The organism is Erythrobacter sp. (assembly GCF_023653175.1).
Classification (GTDB): Bacteria; Pseudomonadota; Alphaproteobacteria; order Sphingomonadales; family Sphingomonadaceae; genus Erythrobacter.
In genome coordinates this window covers 1-17,043 of the sequence record NZ_JAMNXL010000071.1, presented here as the reverse complement: position 1 = coordinate 17,043, position 17,043 = coordinate 1, and the positions used below count along the sequence as shown (strand labels likewise).

The window sequence follows — 17,043 nt, the reverse complement described above, 5'->3', positions numbered from 1 at the left end:
TCGACCGAATCGCCGGCCAGGCGCGGGCGCTCGTAGCCCTGCAGTCCGGCAAGCCCGCGGCGCAGTTCGGCCTCGGCGATAGCGAGCGTCGGGCTGTCCGGCCCGCCAACGATCACGGGCACGATCGGGGCGGCTGCGCGCAAGTCCGCCAGCGCCTCGCCCTCCAGCGGCGCATGGCGCAGCCACAGGGCATAGCCGTCCTCGGCATGCAGGGGGGCTGCCGCCAGCATGGCAGCAAGGATCATCGCAAGCCGGTTGACAAGCCCTCTCCCTCTCATCATGGTAGCGCTACCACAAACACGCGGCCAGTCAAGCCGTCGTGCCCAGGGAGAGGGACATCTGATGAACGGGATCAAGCGGGCCGCGCTGGCGGCGGGGGTGTGTCTGGCGGCGTTTGGCGTGGTCGCGGCACCAGCAGTCCAGGCCCAGAGCAAGCCGGCTGTCATCAAGGTCGAACGCGCGATGAAGGACGCGCCCTACTGGAACGCCGCCCTGCCGGTCGAAGAACGCGTCGAGGATCTTCTCGCCCGCATGACGCTCGAAGAGAAGATCGCCCAGATCATCACCGTGTGGGACAGCAAGGGCAAGATCCAGAGCACCGGCGACGTGTTCGACCCTGCCAAGGCGGCCACCGTCTATCCCGACGGGATCGGCCAGATCGCCCGGCCTTCGGATCGCAGCGGGCCCTCGAGCCCGCGCCAGGTCGGGCGGCGCAGCATCGAGGAATCGGTCGCCTACGTCATCGCCGCGCAGAAGTGGGCGATGGAGCGGACCCGGCTCGGCATCCCGATCCTGTTCCACGAGGAATCGCTCCACGGCCTCGCCGCCAAGGACGCGACCGCCTTCCCGCAGGCGATCGGGCTTGCGAGCAGCTGGGACCCTGACCTGATCCGCGACATCAACGCCCTGATCGCCGATGAGACCTCGGCGCGCGGGGTGCATCTGGTGCTCTCCCCGGTGGTCGATGTCGCCCGCGATCCGCGCTGGGGCCGGATCGAGGAAACCTTCGGCGAGGATCCGTTCCTGGTCGGCGAGATGGGCGTCGCCTCGGTCGAGGGGCTGATGGGCGTGGGCACCACCCGCAAGCTCGCGCCGGGCAAGGTGATGGCGACATTGAAGCACATGACCGGCCACGGCCAGCCCGAGAGCGGCAACAACGTCGCCCCCGCCCAGATCAGCGAACGCACCTTGCGCGAGATGTTCTTCCCGCCCTTCGAACAGGTGGTGACCCGCACTGCGATCGATGCGGTGATGGCGAGCTACAACGAGATCGACGGCGTGCCGAGCCACGCCAACAAGTGGCTGCTGCAGGACGTTCTGCGCGGCGAGTGGGGGTATGAGGGCGCGGTGGTCTCGGACTACTACGCCATCGAGGACATGGCCCGCATCCACCACATCGCCCCCGATTTCGCGGGGGCGGGCGAAATTGCGCTGAAGGCGGGCGTCGATGTCGACCTGCCCGAGGGCGCGGGCTTCAAGACGCTTGCGACCAGTGTGAAGGAAGGCCGCGTGTCGATGGCCGAGATCGACAATGCGGTGCGGCGGCTGCTCACCATGAAGTTCAACGCCGGGCTGTTCGAGAACCCCTGGCCCAACCTCGCCAAGGCGCGCCAGTCGAACGGGGCCGAGGGCGTCGCGCTCGCCAGGAAGGCGGCGGAGCGCTCGCTGGTGCTGCTCAAGAACAACGGCGCGCTGCCGCTGGCCCTGCCCGGCGGCGCCTCGGGCAAGAAGCCGACCATCGCGGTGATCGGCCCAAATGCCGATGTCGCGCGCTTCGGCGGCTATTACGGCGAACCGCGCGCCAGCGTCACCCCGCTGCAGGGCATCCGCGCGGCGGTGGCGGGCAAGGCCAACGTCGTCCACGCGCTGGGCGTCGAGATCATCGACGGCGACAGCGACTGGTGGGACGACAAGGTGGTGCTCGCCGACCCGGCCGAGAACCGCCAGCGCATCGCCGAAGCGGTCGAGGTCGCCAAGGGCGCGGACACCATCGTCCTGTTCATCGGCGATACCGAGAAGACCAGCCGCGAGGGCTGGGCCGCCAATCACCTGGGCGACCGCACCAGCCTCGACCTCGTCGGCGAGCAGAATGATCTGTTCAAGGCGATGAAGGCATTGGGCAAGCCGGTCGTGGTGGTGCTGATCAACGGCCGCCCGCCGAGCTATCCGACCATCGCCGCCGAGGCCGATGCGATCCTCGAGACCTGGTATGCGGGCGAGCAGCAGGGCACCGCGATTGCCGACGCGCTGATCGGCAAGGTCAACCCGGGCGGCAAGATGCCGGTTTCGACCGCGCGCAATGTCGGCCAGCTGCCGAACTTCTACAATTACAAGCCGAGCGCGCGGCGCGGCTACCTGTTCGACGAGGTGACGCCGCTCTACCCGTTCGGCTGGGGCCTCAGCTACACCACCTTCAGCCTTGCCGCGCCGCAGCTTTCGGCGGCCACGATCAAGCCGGGCGAAGGCGTGACGGTGACGGTGCGCGTCACCAACACCGGCACCCGCGCGGGCGACGAAGTGGTGCAGGTCTATCTGCGCGACGAGATCAGTTCGGTCACCCGTCCGGTGAAGGAGTTGGTCGGCTTCAAGCGCGTGACGCTCCAGCCCGGTGAGACCCGCGACGTGGCGATTGCCATCGAACCGCGCGCCTTCGCCATGTGGAACACCGAGATGAAGCGCGTCACCGAACCGGGCACCTTCGCGATCCTGACCGGCGCGAACTCGGCCGAATTGCAGACCGTCAAGCTGGAGGTGCAGCCGTGACCATCTCTCGCCGCGATGCGCTGGGCGCAATCGGAACCACGCTTGCCGCACTGCCACTGGTCGGCTGCGGCGGCGGGTCGACCAACCCCGCCCCTGCCCCCGTCAGCACGAATCCGCCCGCGCCCGCACCCACCGGCGCGCCCTCGCCGGGCCTAAACGCGCTTGCTGCACGCAGGGGCCGCAAGTTCGGGAGCGCGATTGCCTCGATCCCCGGAACCACCAATGCCGGCTCCGTGCAGAACCCGGACTACACCGCGATTGTGAAGGGCGAATGCGGCATCGTCGTCCCCGAGAACGAGATGAAGTGGCAGGCGGTGCGCCCCGCGCCCACGGTCTACAGCTTCGACCGGATGGACGAGATCGTCCGCTGGGCGCAGACCAACGCCATCGCGGTACGCGGCCACACCCTGCTGTGGCACCGCCCGCAGTGGTTCCCGAACTGGCTCAACACCTACGACTTCGGCGCGACCCCGGTGCGCGAGGCCGAGCGGCTGCTGACCGAGCACATCCAGACCGTCACCCGCCGCTACAAGGGCGTGATCCAGAGCTACGATGTGGTGAACGAGGCGATCGACCATGATCGCAACGCCACCATCGAGACCAGCCTCTCCCGCGCGATGGGCAGCCCCGAGGCGGTGCTCGACCTCGCCTTCCACACCGCGCGCGCCGAGCTGCCGAACGAACAGCTCGTCTACAACGATTACATGAGCTGGGAACCGCAGCACCTCAAGCACTGCGCCGATGTGCTGCGTCTGCTCGAGGGGTTCAGGAAGCGCGGCACGCCGGTCGATGCGCTGGGGATCCAGTCGCATATCGAGATCTTTGCGATCGACCCCGCGACCGGCGTCGGCCCCTATGCCGAACGCGAATGGCGGCGGTTCCTCGACGAGGTCACCGGCATGGGATACCGGCTGCTGATCACCGAATTCGACGTCAAGGACAAGGCGCTCCCCGGCAATATCGCCCAGCGCGACGAGAAGGTCGCCGATTTCGCGCGGCGCTATTTCGAGGTGATGCTCGATTACGGCGCGCACCTCGACGATGTGCTCGCCTGGGGGATGGTCGACCGCTTCAACTGGTTGCAAGGGTTCGATCCTGCCAAGCGCGCCGACGGGCTCGAGGTGCGCGGCACGCCCTATGACAGCACCTACCGCGCCAAGCCGCTGCGCACCGCGCTGGCCAACGTCTTTAGCGCCGCCGGCTGATCCTCTCGCCGACGGAACCCTCGCGGCCCGGGCACCGATGCCCGGGCCCTTTTTTTGTGCCCGCCCCTGGGCTTGGCCAACGCCCAAACGAAAAGGGCCCCCCAGCATTGTGCCGGGGGGCCCTTTCCCTGGGGAGCCGTTAGGACCCGCGCGGGCGTTTAGAAGTTACCGCGCACGATGAAGGAGAAGCGCCGGTCGTTCATGAAGAACGAACGGGGGGCCAGCACCGAAGGATCGCCGGTGTAGGCCTGCGTCGTCCGGGTCACCTCGTCCAGCAGGTTGACCCCCTGCACGCCGACCCGGATGCTCTTCGTGACGTTGAAGAAGATCGACGCATCGAGCTGCCCGGTCGCCTCGTTGAAGATCGAGTAGAACGGGAAGATCACGTCGGCCGGGGTGAGCAGGAAGCGCGAGCGCCAGTTATAGGCGGCACGCACCGAGACCGGGCCCTTCTCGTAGAAGATCGTCGCGTTGACGTTGTGCTTGGAAAGCTGCTCGAGCGGCAGGTTGCCCGGCGGGATGGTCGACGGATTGACCGGCTCACCCGTGTTGAGGAAGGTGTTGGGCAGGCCCTCGCTCTCGATATAGGTGTAGTTGGCCGCAATCCCCAGCCCGTCGAACGGCTTGGGCAGGAAATCATAGGTCTGCTGATAGGCAAGCTCGAAGCCCTTGATCTTGCCGTTCTCGTCGAAGTTGGCAGGGCCCCGCACCAGCACGTCACGCGTGATACCATTGCTGGTAACTTCACGGCTGGTGATCTCCTGGAAGAAGAAGTCGTTGATGTCCTTGTAGAACCCGTTGAGCGTCAGCGAGCCGACCGTATCGAAGTACCATTCGAGGCTGACGTCGAACTGCCATGCGGTGGCCGGACGGATGAAGGGGTTGCCCGCTTCTGCCGTCAGCTCGCCGCTCGACCCCAGACCGATGTTCAGGAAGTTCCTGACATAGGAGTTGTCGGGACGGGTCATCACCTTCGATCCAGCAAAGCGCAGGATCACGTCGTCCGAGAGGCCGAACTTGAGGTTGAGGCTCGGCAGCCAGAAATCGTAGCTGACATCGGCGACGTTGAGGAACGATACGCCATCACCCGAGAATGTCTGGAGCTGGGCATAGCCCGCCGCTCCGAGGTTGCAGACCCCGCCCGGCGTCTGCGGCAGCGTGCCCGGAGGCGCACCCGGCGGCACCACCGCGGCGCAGCGCACCGCGAAGGGTTCGAGGATGTTCAACGCCTGCTGGCTCGGCACGCCGATCGAGCCTTGCGAGCGGATGCTGGTATTGACGTAACGGATCCCGACATTGCCCGACAGGCGCACCCCGCCAAACAGGTCGTCGCTGCCGAAATCGAGCTGCAGATAGGCGGCCGTATCCTGCTGCGCGATCGGCTGGATTTCCGCCGGAAGGTAAGGCGTTCCGGCAATCGCGTTCTGGCGTCCCGAAGCCGGAACCCAGGTCGGCGAGGCGCCGAGAGCGCGGGCCTGGTTCTGGATCGACTGGAAGTCGGCAACAGCGCCTTCGTAATCGCCAATCAGGTCGCCGGCATAGTAGAACGCGCCCGGAGGGCCCGGCACCTTGCCGCGGAAGAAGTTCGGGAAATCATAGCGCTGCGAAAGATCCGCGGGCGTATCGGCGAAGTTGACCGGACGGCTGCCCGACCACGTCTCGCTCAGCATCCCCCAGTTATAGGTGGTGTAGCGCACCGTCTGGTCACGGTCCTGATAACGCGCGCCCCACTTGGCTTTCCGCAGGAAGGCATCGTCATCGAACTCATAGCCGAAGTCGGCCTGGAAGGCATATTGCGTGCCGGTCGAATCCTCGATGTGATCCATCGCCGCGCGCCAGAACTGGAAGCGCGGATCGCCGAAGTACTGCGCCTCGGTCGCCCCTGCGAGATCGGCGCCCGGGGTGGACCAGGTGTAGCCGAGGAACTGCGGCTTGCGCGGGATGATCACCGGCAGATCGCCCGAGATGTCGAGCTCCTGGTCGGCGAAGGAAGACCCGAACACGCTGAAGTCGAGGTTCTGCTTGCGCGAGGTCGCATATTGCGCGTCGAGCTCGACCGTAAGGCGGTCGGTCAGTTCGGTGCGCAGGTTGATCGACCAGTCCTCGTTGGTGACCTCGTCGTTGACCTGACGACGGGCAAGCGATTGCTGCAAGCCCCCGATCGGCGTGAAGGGCGACGCGTTCGGATCGCCGCGCCAACCATTCGAGGCGTTGACGATGTAGCCGGACTGGAACAACCCGCTTTCGTTGTAGATGTAGTCGGTGAACCCGCCCACCGGGCACTGCGCACGCGGGGTCGGATCGCCCAGGCTGCCATCGGGGTTGATCCGGTTGGGCCCGGCATCGTTCTGCTGGCAGCCGAGCGGATAGGTCGAGTATTCGGCGAGGTCGGGCGCGGTCTCGAAGGTGTATTCGCCCCACGCATTGGTCGAGGCCGAGCGAATGAATTCGGCGGTGATCAGGGTCTTGCCGTCGATCGATTCGAACTGCGCCGAAGCCGCGATCCCGAAGCGCTCGCGGTCGAATTCCTGGGTGCGGAACTGGCCGCCCACCGGGGCCACGCGGCTGGCGGCATAGTCGGCAAAGCCATCGGCACCGGCCGCGCCGAAGTTGCCGCACTGCGCCCCGCCACCGGGCAGCGTGAAGGTGTCGGTCGTGCCCGGCAGCGGATTGCGGCAGACGCGCACGCCATCAGCGTTGGCGGCGCTGACCAGTCGTCCGTCACGGGTCTGGTAGTTGGCAACCTGAAGCCCGTCCGCGCGGCTCTTGATGCGCGAAAAGGAGGCGCTCGCCAGCAGGCCGAAACGCCCCTTGTCGGTGTCCCAGGTGTTGCTGACCAGGCCCGACAGGGTCGGCGTCCATTCCTTGCGGAAGTCGCCATAGTTCGCTTCGGCAGTGAAGGCCGCCTTGAAGCCATTGCTGTCGAAGGGCTTGCGGGTGACGAGATTGACGGTGCCCGCCAGGCCGCCCTCGATGGTCTCGGCGGTGGCGTTCTTGCTGATGATCACCGATCCGAGCAGTTCGGCCGGGACGTCGGCGAAGTTCAGCGCCTGGCCGCCGACACCGGCGGCAAAGGCCGAGCGGCCGTTGAATTCGGAGCGCACGAAATTGAGGCCGCGCACCACCACGCCCGAGCCTTCGACCGAGAAGTGGTCGGGGTCGTTCGAGCCGGCAAAGCGGTTGATCGCGACACCGGGGACGCGCTGGAGCGCTTCGGTGACCGAGCGGTCGGGCAGCGCGCCGATATCCTGCGCCGTAATCGCATCGACCACGGTGTCGGCATCACGCTTCAAGGCCTGCGCATTGGCGAGCGACTGGCGCAAACCGCTGACGATAATCTCGGTGGCAGGCTCTTCGGCTGCGACGGTGTCCTGCGCTTCGGGTTCGGCCTCAGCCTGGTCCTGCGCGAAAGCGGCACTGGCGCCGATTGCGCTGCTGACGACGAGAGCCGAAGCCCCGGCGCGCAACAAGCTCTTGTACCACGGCTGGCGGCCACCGGCCCCAACGCCACGCGGCTGCATCGAAGTGCGCATAAGATCCCTCCCCATGTTAGCGCTATCATTTATTCGCAGATAGCTTGCCCTCTTGTGGGAGCTTGGATTATCGAGGCTCGGGCGGCTTGACAATAGGTCTTCGCATTTTTGCAGGGGAAGTGTGGCAATTTGCCAACAACGCCCCGCTGCGATAGGATCGGAACGGGATGAGAAAGAGCAATGGTATCGGTAACGCGGGCCGCCTTGCGCGGGTCGTGATCGTCGGCGGCGGCACCGCCGGATGGATGGCGGCTGCGGCGCTCTCGCGCTTCTTCAACGATGGTCGCCGGACGATCACCCTGATCGAATCCGATGCCATCGGCACGGTCGGCGTGGGCGAGGCGACAATCCCGCCGATCCGCTCGTTCAACGCGATGCTCGACATTCCCGAGGATGAATTCCTGCGCGAGACGCGCGGCACCGCCAAGCTGGGGATCGAATTCGTCAATTGGGGGCGGCAGCGCGATCGTTACTTCCATCCCTTCGGCACCTATGGCCAGGACCTCCACGGCATCGCCTTCCACCAGCTGTGGCTGCGCGAGCATGCGCGCTCGGGCCTCGGCGGCGCTGGCGATATCGGCGACTATTCGATGTGCACCGCCGCCGCACGCCAGGGGCGATTCGCTCGGCCCGCAGCAGGGGCCCAGTCGGCGGTGCGCGAAATCGCCTATGCCTATCACTTCGACGCCGGCCTCTACGCTGCCTACCTGCGCCGCCTGTCCGAACGCCAGGGCGTCACGCGCATCGAGGGTCAGATCACCCACGTCACCCGCGACGGCGAATCCGGCGATGTTACCAGCGTCACCTTGGAGAACGGTACGGCCATCGCCGGCGACCTGTTCATCGACTGCTCGGGCTTCCGCGGGCTGCTGATCGAGGAGGCGCTGGAAACCGGTTACGAGGACTGGAGCCGCTGGCTCCCCATGAACCGCGCGCTCGCGGTGCCGACTCGCTCGCCCGGCCCGCCCGATCCCTTTACTCGCGCCACCGCCCACTCCGCCGGTTGGCAATGGCGCATCCCGCTCCAGCACCGCACCGGCAACGGCCATGTCTATTCGAGCGCCTTCATGGGCGAGGACGAGGCACGCGCCATCCTGCTGGCGCATCTGGAAACCGAGCCGCTCGCCGAACCTCGGGCGATTCGCTTCCTCACCGGCATGCGGCGCAAGGCGTGGAACCACAATGTCGTGGCGCTGGGGCTGTCCTCAGGCTTCATCGAGCCACTCGAATCGACCTCGATCCACCTCATCCAGAACGGGCTGCAACGCCTCTTCGCGCTGTTCCCCGACCTGCCGATCCGCGCCGCCGAGCGCGATGAATACAACCGCGGGATGCATGACCTATACGCGGACGTGCGCGACTTCATCATTCTCCATTACAAGGCGACGCAGCGCGAGGATTCGGAGTTCTGGCGCTATGTGCAGCATATGAGCATACCCGACAGCCTCGCCCACAAGATCGACATGTGGCGCCACCGCGGCCGGGTATTCCGCGAGAACGCCGAGCTCTTCGCGCAGCCGAGTTGGGTGGCGGTGATGCTGGGGCAGAACATCTGGCCCGAACGCCATGATCCGATCGCCGACACGCTCGACGAGGCCAAGGTCGCCGCGGCCATGGCGCAGATGCGCGCCGCCTATGCCGATGTCGCCGCGCGCCTGCCCGCGCTTGGCGATTTCCTGCGGCAATCGGGAAGCTGGCACGTGGCCCCTCAGGCCGTGGTCGCATGAGTGCGCCGCCGGTCACCAGGATTGTCGTCGTCGGCGGGGGCACTGCCGGGTGGATGACGGCGGCCGCGATCGTCCGCGTGCTCGGCCAGCTGCCGGGCCTGTCGGTGACGCTCGTCGAAAGCGAGGCGATCGGCACGGTCGGCGTGGGCGAGGCGACGATCCCGCAGATCATCGACTTCAACCGCCTGCTCGGCCTCGACGAGATGACCTTCATTCGCGAGACCCGCGCGACCTACAAGCTGGGCATCGAATTCGTCGACTGGCTGCGGCCGGGACATTCCTACGTCCACCCCTTCGGCAGCTTCGGTCTCAACATGCTGGGGATCGAGTTCCAGCACTTCTTCCTGCGCGGGGCACAGCTGGGCGAGGCTGCGCGAATCGACGACTATTCTGTCGCGGCGGTGGCGGCCAAGGCGGGCCGGTTCGGCTGGCCGCGCCCTGACAACCCGCGTTCGCCGCTGTCGAAGCTGGCCTACGCCTTCCAGTTCGACGCGGGCCGCTATGCGCGCTTCCTCAGGCGCTATGCGGAAAGCGCGGGCGCGGTGCGCGTCGAAGGGCGGATCACCGAGGTGCGGCAGGATGGCGAGACCGGCTTCGTCACCGCCGTGGCGCTCGAAGACGGGCGCGCGGTGACTGGCGAGCTGTTCATCGACTGCTCGGGCTTCCGATCACTCCTGCTGGGGCAGACGCTGGGCGTGCCCTTCGCCGACTGGAGCAAGTGGCTCCCCTGCGATTCGGCGGTCGCGATCCCCTGCGAGCTGGGCGGCGCGAACGAACCGCTCACCCGCTCCACGGCCCGCCCCGCCGGATGGCAGTGGCGCATCCCGCTCCAGCACCGCATCGGCAACGGGCATGTCTTTTCGTCCGCCCATATCGAACGTCAGGCGGCGACCGATCTGCTGCTGGCGAACCTCGACGGCAAGCCGCTCGCCCAGCCCAACCAGCTGGCCTTCAAGGCCGGGCACCGGGCGCGGGGCTGGGAGAAGAACGTGGTGGCGCTGGGGCTTGCCGGGGGCTTCCTCGAACCGCTCGAATCGACCTCGATCCATCTGGTGCAATCGGGCATCGCGCGGCTGATGGCGCTGTTTCCCGACACGGGCTTCTCGCCGGTGGAGCGCGAACGCTTCAACCTCGAGACGGAACGCGAATACCGCAACATCCGCGATTTCCTCGTGCTCCACTACCGCCAGTCCGAGCGCGACGATTCGGAATTCTGGCGCTATTGCCGCAATCTCCCCCCGCCCGACAGCCTGAAGGAAAAGCTCGAATTGTTTACATCCTCCGGACGGATCATCCGCGAGAACAACGAGCTTTTCACCGAAGACAGCTGGCTGTCGGTGATGCTCTCGCAGGGCGTCGCGCCGCAGGGCTACCATCCGGCGGCGTGGATGCTCGATCCGGCCGAGACCCGCACCCGGCTCGCGCATATCCGTAGCGCGATTGCGCAGACCGTGACGCAATTGCCGACGCAGGCCGAATTCCTGCGCGCCAATGGCGGGGCGATCCCGGCCGAAGACTACCTCACTGCATGACCGATCTCCCCGCCCCGCGCGCGACGGCGGAAATGGCCGGCCCCGTCGACGACGCGCGCTTTGCCGCGATCCGCGCAGGCGCCCAGCCCGTGGTGCTGCGCGGGCAGGTGGCGGACTGGCCCGCGGTTGCCGCCGCGCGCGCGGGCGACGAGGCGATTGTCGCCTATCTCAGTCGCGAACCCTCCGTCCGCCCGGTTCAGGCGATCGCCGCCCCGCCCTCGGAAGGCGGGAGGTTCTTCTATACGCCCGACCTGATGCGGCTCAATTTCATGCGCGGGAGCGGGCGGTTCGAGCTGTTCCTCAAGGACCTGTTCAGCGCCGCCACCCATCCCCAGCCGCCCGCGATGGCGGTGCAATCGGAGGACTTGCCGAGCCTGCTGCCGGCATTCGTGCGCGACAACCGGCTCGCGCTGCTGCCCGACGTGCCCGCGAAGATCTGGATCGGCAACCGCATCAAGGTCGGCACGCATTACGACGCCAAGGAGAATGTCGCGGCTTGCGTGGCGGGCGAGCGGCGATTCACGCTGTTTCCGCCCGAGCATATAGTCAACCTCTATCCCGGCCCCTTCGAGCTCACCCCGGCAGGCATTCCGGTGAGCATGGTCGATCCCCACGCGCCCGATCTCGCGCGCTACCCGCGCTTTGCCGAGGCCGCGCGCGATGCGCAGGTGGGGACGCTCCAGCCGGGGGATGCAATCTACATCCCCTACGGCTGGTGGCACGCGGTCGAGAGCCTTTCGCCCATCAGCATGCTGGTCAATTACTGGTGGACCCCCGGCCAGCCCCAGGGGATCGGCAGCCCCTACGAGGCGCTGCTCCACGCTATACTCGCCTTCCGCCACTTGCCGCCCGAACAGAAAGCGGTGTGGCGCGGGATCATCGACTATTACGTGTTCGAGAGCGCGGGCGATCCCTCGGCACACCTGCCGCCCCATGCCAAGGGGGTGATCGGGCCTCCCTCGCCTTCGCTGTTCGCGCAGATGAAGGAGATTATCCGGGATTCGCTCTGACGCGCGCGAGCCACTGGTCGTAGGGCGGCGCAAAGGCGAGTGCGGCCTCGGCCTCGGCCGCGAAGGCAGCGCGGGCGCGGGCTTCCTCCGCAGCATCGGCAGCCAGTGCAGCGGGCGGCAGACCGGGCGTCCAGCCGAGCGCGACGAGCAGGGCGAACTGCTCCTGCGACAGGAGCGGCAGCTCCTCGCGAAACGGGATGCGGCCGCGCCGCGCGAACTGGTCGATGACGGCAGCGAGCCGGCCGGGGAGCGGCCGAGCGCCGAACACGGCTTGCGCCCGGATGCTGGCGAAATGCAGCGCGAGCACCTCGTGCACCCCCTCCATCATCATCACCGAGCGGCGGTTGTATTCGTCGCGCTCCAGCGGGTTGATGTCGCGGCCCGGCAGCATCTCGATCAGCAGCGCGAGCTGGCGGTGGGCGAGGTCGAGGTGGAGCGGCCCCAAAGGCTCGAACCGCGCCGCCGCATCGCCGAGCGCGACGACATTGCCGAGCCACGGCGCCTCTGCCCGCCCCGGCGTCAGCGCCACCGCCCCCAGCGCCCGCGCGCCCAGCAGCGCCTCGGCCTCGGCGCGGGCGAGCGGCGCGGGCGTGCCGAGCATGGGGCGCCGCCCGTCGAGCCCCGCGACCTCGCTGACCCAGCCGGAGCGGGTGAGCGTCAGGCGGTCTTCGAGCGCGATCAGCGGCGCGGTCGGCTCGCCGATATAGACGTGGCGGGTCGGCAGGCTCGCCGACCAGTCGGTGAAGGCGAAACGCGGGTGCGCGGCGAGGAGCGCCGCCTGCGGCCCGGTGCAATCGAGGAAGAAATCCGCCGCGATCTCGCCCTGCCCCGCAATGCCGACGGCGCGGATGGCGTCTCCCTCTCCTGCCTCGATGCGGTCGATGGTGCCAGCGACATAGCCCACGCCCAGCGCCTCGGCGGCGGCGATCAGCAGATCGCGGTAGGCGGCCGGGTGCCAGCGCAGGGCATAGTCCACCGAGGATATCGGGGTCGGCTCGCCCGGCGGGGGCGGCGCGAAGCGGCCCGCGGCGGCGAGCACTTCGGCAAGGCTTCCCGCAGGCGGCGCGCCCGCGCCCGGCAGCCGCACCTTGCCCCAGTCGCGCGCGAAGGCGGTCTTGAGCGCGGGGTCGAGCGCCTCGCCATAAGCGACCACCCCGCCCTGCCCCGCGGCGTCCCAGCCCGCATATCGCGCGACAAGGCGGTAGGAGCCGCCCGCGCGAGCGACGATCTGCTCTTCGGCGATCCCCAGCCGGTCATGCAGCTTGTTGGTGAAGGGCATCGCGGTAGGCGAGGCATCGGCGAAGGAGGCGGGGCCGGGGTCGCCGCCCACGACCACCACCTCGCACGCGGGGCATGCGCGGCGCAGGGCGATGGCGGCGAGAATGCCGAGCTGCCCGCCGCCTGCGACGACAATTCGGCGCAAGGGCTCGCGCGGAGCGCTCACGCCGCCTCGGCAAGCCGCGCGGCTTCGCGCATCAGGTAGTCGCGGTGGCCGGGCATGGCCGCAACCTCGCCCGTCACCGCCATGCGCAGCCGCTCGGTGGCGCGTGCCAAGGCGTCCGCCGCGATCATGCCTGCGCGCGGATCATGCGCCTCGGGCAGCATCCCCTGCCCGACATAGACCGCGATCCAGCTGGCATCGTAAAACAGCCCATCGGAATACTTCTCGATCCTGGCCGCGCGGCGCCACAGCTCGAGCTTGCCTGCGAGGCTGTCCGGCACCTGCATGGTGCGCACATGGTTCCAGAACTCGGAATCGTCGCGGGTGGTGGCGTGGTAATGGAGGATCAGGAAGTCGCGCACGCGGTCGTATTCCATGTCGACCAGCCGGTTGAACTCGTCGCGGTCGCGCGGGTCGACGGCGCCCCCGGTGGGGAACAGCTCGATCAGATAGGTTATCGCCATTTGCGCGAGATAAATCGACGTCGATTCAAGCGGCTCGAGGAACCCGCTCGCCAGCCCCACGCCGATGACATTGTGGCTCCACGATCGCGACCGCCGGCCGGGGCGGAACTTGAGGATGCGCGGGGTCGCAAGCGGCGTGCCCTCGGCACTGGCGATGATCGCCTCGCAGGCCTGCTCCTCGGAGATGTGCGCGCTTGAGAAGACGTAGCCGTTGCCCATGCGGTGCTGGAGCGGGATCTGCCAGCGCCACCCGGCGGGCATGGCGGTTGCGGTGGTGTAGGGGCGCAGGTCCTCGGTCGCATGGGTGCAGGGCATCGCCGCTGCGCGGTCGCAGGGGAGCCAGTGCGTCCAGTCCTCCCATGCCTCGCCCAGCTCCTGCCCGAGCAGGATCGAGCGGAAGCCCGAGCAGTCGACGAACAGATCGCCCATGATCCGCCGACCATCGGCCAGCGCCAGGGCAACGACATCGCCACTGAGCGCATCGCGCTCGACACCGACGACACGGCCCTCGTGCCGCTCCACCCCGATCCCGCGTGCGAAATCACGCATGAAGGGGCCGAACAGCGTCGCATCGAACTGGTAGGCATAGCCATAGGTCGAGGCGAGGCTGTCGTCCTGCGAGGGCGGGCGGAAGCGGTTGGCCTTGGCGGCGGCGACCGCGAGCGAATAGTCGCCGATCTCGCGCGCCATGCCGTGACGCGACAGCTCGAGCCACCAGTGGTGAAAGCCGACCCCTGCCACCTCCTCGCCGAAGGAGCCGAAGGGGTGAATGTAGCTTTCCCCGATCCGGCCGAAGTCGCGGAAGTCGATCCCCAGCTTGTAGGTCGCGTGGGTCGCCTTCATGAAGGCCGCCTCGTCGATCCCGAGCTTTTCGACAAAGCCGCGGATGTGGGGAAGCGTCGCCTCCCCCACCCCGACGATGCCGATCTCCTCGCTCTCGACCAACTGCACGGATGCGATGCCGGGGAGCAGCTTGGCGATCCCGGCTGCCGTCATCCACCCGGCAGTGCCGCCGCCGAGGACGACGACACGCACGGGGCTCTGTGGGTCTGACATCATGGCCTCCACGCTACCACCGCAAGGGTCAGCCGACCATCTCCTCGAGCTCCTTGCCCTTGGTTTCGACGATGAAACGCTGGACCAGGAAGAAGCTGATCGCCGCGCTCACCGTGTAGAACAGGTAGGTCGGCGCAAGGCCCAGCCCCGACGCCATGAGGGGGAAGGTCTGCACCACGAGGAAGTTCGCGCCCCACTGCGCCAGACCCGCCACCGCCAGCGCGGACCCGCGGATCTGGTTGGGGAACATCTCGCCCAGCATCACCCACATCACCGGGCCCCAGCTGAAGTTGAAGAAGATGACATAGAGGTTGGCCGCGACCAGCGCGATCCAGCCGGCGCTTTCGCTGAGCGAGAGGTTGCCTGCCGCATCGGTGCCCGCACCCGAAAAGGCCCAGGTCATCGCGCCCAGCGTCGCCGCCATGCCCGCCGAGCCGATCAGCAGCAGCGGCTTGCGGCCGATCCGGTCAATCAGCACCAGCGCCGCGAGCACTGCCGCAATCGAGGCGAGGCCCGAGATGATATTGCGCTCGAGCGCCACTTCCTCGGACACGCCCGCCAGCCGCCACAGGGTCTCGCCGTAGTAGAAGATCACGTTGATGCCGACGAACTGCTGGAAGGTCGCCAGCAGGATGCCGGCCCACACGATCGGGCGGAAAATCGTGCCCGGCGCAAGCACGTCCGACAGGCTTGGGCGGTGGTCGCCATCGAAGGAAGCGCGGATCTCGCCGACCTTGCGCTCCGCCTCTGCGGCTCCGAACAGGCGGGTCAGAACGGCGCGGGCCTCGTCCTCGCGGCCGCGGTTGACGAGGTAGCGCGGGCTTTCGGGTATGAACAGCAGCGCGACCAGGAACACCGCCGCGGGCGCGGCCTGCGCAAGATACATCCAGCGCCATGCGGGTAGGCCGCCCACCTCGCCAAGCGAATCGCCCGCAGCCTGCGCGAGGAAATAGTTGACGAGGAAGGCCGCCGTCAGCCCGGTGATGATCATCACCTGCTGCACCGTGGTCAGCCGCCCGCGGATATTGGCCGGGGCAACTTCGGAGATGTAAAGCGGTGAAAGCACCGAGGCCGCGCCGACGGCCATGCCGCCCGCAAAGCGCGCGATCACGAACAGCATGTGGCTGTCGGTCTCACCCTGCACGATAGCGCCGACGAGAAACAGCAACGCGGCGATCACCATCACGCGCTTGCGACCCAGCGCATCGGCAAGGCGGCCTGCGAGAAAAGCGCCCGCCGCACAGCCGATCAGCAGCGAGCCCACCGTGAAGCCCAGCCCCGCATCGTCGAGCGCGAAGGCTTCCTTGAGCCCCGCCTGCGTCCCGTTCACCGCCCCGCTATCATAGCCGAACAACAACCCGCCAATCGTCGCGACAGCCACGATGGCGGAAATCAGCGCCATGTTGGCGCCGCCCCGTGCATTATCCAAGATCCCTCTCCCCGGCTGCTTGTTGCAACCCGCACCAGTTATGGTAGCGCTACCTTTGACCGAAAAACGCGCTATGGCAAGGGGCGTTTTCACAAGAGATTCGCAATGCACGCGGGAGAGAATGATGACACTGACCGGCCGGAACCTGATCGCGGGCGCATGGCGCGAAGGCGCAAGCCACTTCATCGCGCGCGAGGCCGCCAGCGGGAATGCGCTGGAGCCTGCGTTTGCGGAAAGCTCTGCCGATGACGTCGCTGATGCCTGTGCGGCGGCGGCGGCGGCACAAGGCACCTACGCCGCCCTTCCCCTCTCGGAACGCGCCGCCTTCCTGCGGCTGGTCGCCGCCAAGATCGACGCGCTCGGCAATAGCCTCACGCGGCGCGCTATGCTCGAAAGCGGCCTGCCCGAAGCGCGCCTCAATGGCGAACGCGGACGCACCGTCGGCCAGCTGCGCCTGTTTGCCGATGAGGTGGAGAACGGCGGCTGGCAGGGCCTGCGCATCGATCACGCGATTCCCGACCGCGCCCCGCTGCCCAAGCCCGATCTCAGGATGCGCAACGTGCCCGTAGGCCCCGTGGCTGTGTTCGGCGCGTCGAACTTCCCGCTCGCCTTCTCGGTCGCGGGCGGGGACACCGCCTCGGCGCTGGCGGCGGGGTGCTGCGTGGTGGTCAAGGGCCACCCGGCGCACCCAGGCACTTCCGAACTGGTCGCAGGCGCGATCCTCGAAGCCATCCGCGAGGCAGGGCTGCCCGAGGGCGTGTTCAGCCTCGTGAACGGCACCGCCAACGCATTGGGTGAGGCGCTGGTGAAGGACCCGCGCATCGCCGCCGTCGGCTTCACCGGCTCGCGCGCCGGGGGCCTCGCACTGATGGGCCACGCCGCC

At 67.7% G+C, this 17,043-nt stretch carries 10 protein-coding genes and 1 pseudogene; 6 read left to right on the top strand and 5 right to left on the bottom strand.

Annotated elements, in window-relative coordinates; all coding sequences use genetic code 11:
• Positions 1-281: pseudogene (locus tag NBV68_RS09650) on the bottom strand (hypothetical protein); the annotation flags it as partial.
• A 61-nt stretch (positions 282-342) separates the two neighbouring features.
• On the opposite strand from NBV68_RS09650, the gene NBV68_RS09645 reads away from it, so the two are divergent.
• The gene (locus NBV68_RS09645; protein ID WP_296309220.1) at positions 343-2,763 is read left to right on the top strand and encodes a glycoside hydrolase family 3 N-terminal domain-containing protein; all 2,421 of its coding nucleotides are present in this window, start codon (positions 343-345) and stop codon (positions 2,761-2,763) included.
• Positions 2,760-3,968, top strand: coding sequence for an endo-1,4-beta-xylanase (locus tag NBV68_RS09640; RefSeq protein ID WP_296309218.1), 1,209 nt, complete (start codon positions 2,760-2,762; stop codon positions 3,966-3,968). Before NBV68_RS09645 ends, NBV68_RS09640 begins: the two co-directional genes overlap by 4 nt.
• A gap of 158 nt (positions 3,969-4,126) precedes the next feature.
• On the opposite strand, the gene NBV68_RS09635 is transcribed toward NBV68_RS09640, so the two are convergent.
• Positions 4,127-7,501, bottom strand: coding sequence for a TonB-dependent receptor (locus NBV68_RS09635; RefSeq protein ID WP_296309216.1), 3,375 nt, complete (start codon positions 7,499-7,501; stop codon positions 4,127-4,129).
• 167 nt (positions 7,502-7,668) lie between these two features.
• Between NBV68_RS09635 and NBV68_RS09630 the strand changes: the two genes are divergently transcribed.
• From NBV68_RS09630 to NBV68_RS09620, 3 genes are read left to right on the top strand one after another with little or no spacing between them, the layout of a single operon-like run.
• A complete protein-coding gene (locus NBV68_RS09630) occupies positions 7,669-9,228 on the top strand; it encodes a tryptophan halogenase family protein (RefSeq protein WP_296309214.1) in 1,560 nt (519 codons plus the stop codon).
• Positions 9,225-10,760, top strand: coding sequence for a tryptophan halogenase family protein (locus NBV68_RS09625; protein WP_296309211.1), 1,536 nt, complete (start codon positions 9,225-9,227; stop codon positions 10,758-10,760). The genes NBV68_RS09630 and NBV68_RS09625 overlap by 4 nt, the downstream gene beginning before the upstream one ends.
• Positions 10,757-11,770, top strand: coding sequence for a cupin-like domain-containing protein (locus NBV68_RS09620; protein ID WP_296309210.1), 1,014 nt, complete (start codon positions 10,757-10,759; stop codon positions 11,768-11,770). Before NBV68_RS09625 ends, NBV68_RS09620 begins: the two co-directional genes overlap by 4 nt.
• Here NBV68_RS09620 and NBV68_RS09615 read toward each other — a convergent pair.
• Genes NBV68_RS09615 through NBV68_RS09605 form a run of 3 tightly spaced genes read right to left on the bottom strand, consistent with a single transcriptional unit; the run spans position 11,751 to position 16,133 of the window.
• The gene (locus NBV68_RS09615) at positions 11,751-13,214 is read right to left on the bottom strand and encodes a tryptophan 7-halogenase (RefSeq protein WP_296309208.1); all 1,464 of its coding nucleotides are present in this window, start codon (positions 13,212-13,214) and stop codon (positions 11,751-11,753) included. The two genes, NBV68_RS09620 and NBV68_RS09615, sit on opposite strands and share 20 nt — an antisense overlap.
• Positions 13,211-14,734, bottom strand: a complete 1,524-nt coding sequence (locus tag NBV68_RS09610) for a tryptophan halogenase family protein (protein WP_366067992.1) — start codon at positions 14,732-14,734, stop codon at positions 13,211-13,213. Before NBV68_RS09610 ends, NBV68_RS09615 begins: the two co-directional genes overlap by 4 nt.
• A 25-nt stretch (positions 14,735-14,759) precedes the next feature.
• Positions 14,760-16,133 carry a sugar porter family MFS transporter gene (locus tag NBV68_RS09605; protein ID WP_296309222.1) on the bottom strand — a complete coding sequence of 458 codons (1,374 nt, stop codon included), beginning with the start codon at positions 16,131-16,133 and terminating at the stop codon, positions 14,760-14,762.
• A 148-nt stretch (positions 16,134-16,281) separates the two neighbouring features.
• Between NBV68_RS09605 and NBV68_RS09600 the strand changes: the two genes are divergently transcribed.
• Positions 16,282-17,043 (top strand): aldehyde dehydrogenase family protein (locus NBV68_RS09600; protein WP_296309206.1); only part of this gene is annotated, 762 nt, incomplete at its 3' end.